Origin of the sequence: Ethanoligenens sp., assembly GCF_047718355.1 — a bacterium.
Taxonomy (GTDB): domain Bacteria; phylum Bacillota; class Clostridia; order Oscillospirales; family Ethanoligenentaceae; genus Ethanoligenens.
In genome coordinates this window covers 1-770 of sequence record NZ_JBDNLG010000144.1, presented here as the reverse complement: position 1 = coordinate 770, position 770 = coordinate 1, and the positions used below count along the sequence as shown (strand labels likewise).

Below are 770 nucleotides of genomic sequence, written 5' to 3'. Positions count from 1 at the left end.
TAAATATAATTAAATAAGGGTGCTCAATTTTAAGGAGCTTGATGAAAATATAACCCTTCGTAAAACATTTTCTGAAAGTGCTTGTGCAACGGGAGTTCACCCGGTTTTACATACGCATTTTCATGGGATAAACACGATTCCTTTTCGCAGAGTTGCCTCCGCAGATTTTAGCTGCAACGGACCGTTTGTTTTTATGAAGAGGAACTGTTTCCCGACGCCGCGTAAGCCGCTTGGAATTGCTCAATCCAATTGGCGGCAGGCGCGATAGGAGCTGATAGTGCGTCTGCGGCGTTGGCATGGATTTTCACATAAATACTCTCTGAGGCAAGAATATCGGTTAGATGGAATTGTATGTTTAAGGACTCCAGCGTTTGCGTATTTTGCGTTGCGGTTTCACGCAGCATAGCGAATAAATCCTGCGCCGATTTTTGCGCAAGGCTCTGCAAACTGTTCGAACGATCCATGCGGCAGATTACAAGGGATAAAGCCACGCGCCCAGGCGTCGACCCGTATGCATGTGCCATGTCCGCCAGATTGACGGTGGACGGCAGGGGACTGCTGATCAGATGATCGGCTGAAACGGACATGCTGGATGAAACAGCAGCCTTTTTCATTTGCGGAGCCTGTGTACTGCAGGCGGATAGGACTGTTAATGACAGCAACGCGGTCATTAATAAAAGAGGCCTGCTCAGCACGCAAATTCCTCCTTAATGTGGGGTTGGCAGTTTGGGCCAAGATGTCTTTGGATAGTATACCATAAAATTTTATAG

1 protein-coding gene is annotated in these 770 nt (G+C 47.1%); it reads right to left on the bottom strand.

What is annotated here, in order from left to right; all coding sequences use genetic code 11:
• Positions 1-191: 191 nt before the first annotated feature.
• A complete protein-coding gene (locus ABF463_RS14175) occupies positions 192-695 on the bottom strand; it encodes a hypothetical protein (protein WP_415534639.1) in 504 nt (167 codons plus the stop codon).
• Positions 696-770 lie beyond the last annotated feature (75 nt).